General features: G+C 64.0%; 2 protein-coding genes. One reads left to right on the top strand and one right to left on the bottom strand.

All coding sequences use genetic code 11. The annotated features are described in order from the left end of the window. A partial coding sequence (locus ABYW26_RS14280) for a helicase HerA-like domain-containing protein (protein WP_372605577.1) occupies window positions 1–1,296 on the top strand: 1,296 nt, incomplete at its 5' end. Between the two features lie 66 nt (window positions 1,297–1,362). Here ABYW26_RS14280 and ABYW26_RS14275 read toward each other — a convergent pair. Continuing rightward, on the bottom strand, window positions 1,363–1,621 hold a 259-nt coding region (locus ABYW26_RS14275), incomplete at its 5' end, for a thiamine phosphate synthase (protein ID WP_372605576.1).

The raw sequence follows: 1,621 nt of genomic DNA, 5'->3' as shown, positions 1-1,621 counted from the left end.
GCCTTTTCCGAACGGGCGGCGACCATCGGGCTGGACCTGAGTTACAAGGCGTTTCCGGCGATTTTCTGGGATCTGTTCGGGGAACAGGGCCATCCGATCCGCACCACCGTGGCCGAGATGGGGCCGCTGTTGATCTCGCGCTTGCTGGAACTGTCCGAGGCGCAAGAGGGCGTTCTGAACATCGCCTTCCGGGTGGCCGACGAACAGGGGCTGGCGCTGCTCGATCTGAAAGACCTGCAATCCATGCTGGTCTGGCTGGGCGAGAACCGCGGCGATCTGGGGCTGCGCTATGGCAATATCTCGCCCGCTTCGATCGGGGCGATTCAGCGGCGTCTGCTGGTGATCGAGAATCAGGGCGGCGCGAAACTGTTTGGCGAACCGGCGCTGGATCTGGCCGACATGATGCTGTGCGATGCCGATGGGCGCGGGCGGATCAACATTCTGGCCGCGGATCAACTGATGGCCTCGCCCCGGCTCTATGCGACCTTCCTGCTGTGGCTGCTGTCCGAGCTGTTCGAGACCCTGCCCGAGGTGGGCGACCCTGACAAACCCAAGCTGGTGTTCTTTTTCGACGAGGCGCATCTGCTGTTCGACGATGCGCCAAAGGCGCTGATCGACAAGGTGGAACAGGTGGCGCGGCTGATCCGGTCCAAGGGGGTGGGCGTATATTTCTGCACCCAGAACCCAGCGGATGTGCCCGAGGATATTCTGGGCCAGCTGGGCAACCGGGTGCAGCACGCGCTGCGCGCCTTTACCGCCAAGGATCGCAAGGATCTGAAACTGGCGGCTCAGACCTATCGCGACAACCCGCGCTTTTCGACCGAGGACGCGATCCGCGAGGTTGGCGTGGGCGAGGCGCTGACCTCGATGCTGGAGCGCAAGGGCATTCCGGGCATGGTCGAACGCACGCTGATCCGCCCGCCCAGCTCGCAATTGGGACCGATTGACGCCGGGCTGCGGGCCGCCCTGATCGCCGGATCGCCGATTGCCGGCAAATACGAGACCGTTATCGACCGCCATTCAGCGCATGAGGTGCTGGTGCAACGCGCCGCTGATGCTGCCCACGCCGCCGAGGCCGCCGAGCGCGCCGAGGACGAGGCCGAGGTCCGCGAGCGCGAATTCAAGACCGCCCGCCGTTATTCCGGCAGCCGCGTCAGCCGCTCGACCTCGCGCCGCAGCAGCAAGGATGATACGCTGGGATCAGCCATCGGTCAGGCGGTGATCAAGGAATTGAAGGGCACCACGGGCCGTCGCATCGTGCGCGGAATCTTAGGCGGTCTGTTCAAGGGCCGCTGACGCGGATAGCGGTTTTTCGCTGAAAAACCGCGCCTCCGGCGGGAGTATTTGGACCCGGAAAAGACCTTAGCCCATCGCCTTGATCAGGGTATCAAGCGCCTGAACCGGCGAGTCGGCGGTCCAGATTTCCTCGCCAATGCCGAAGAAATCGGTGACCGGGGTGAATTGGCGGATCAGGTCGGCGGTCAGAGCGCCTTCGGCCACGACCGGCACTTCGATCACTTTCGACCACCAGTCGAACAGATCGAATTCGGCGCGGGTGCCGTCGCCCAGATTGCTGTCACCGATCGGGCCAAAGCTGACGTAATCGGCGCCGGATTCGCCG

Origin of the sequence: Actibacterium sp. (assembly GCF_041584535.1) — a bacterium.
Classification (GTDB): Bacteria; Pseudomonadota; Alphaproteobacteria; order Rhodobacterales; family Rhodobacteraceae; genus Actibacterium_D.
Note: the sequence above shows the minus strand (reverse complement) of the source record. Positions and strands in the feature narration are given on the sequence as shown.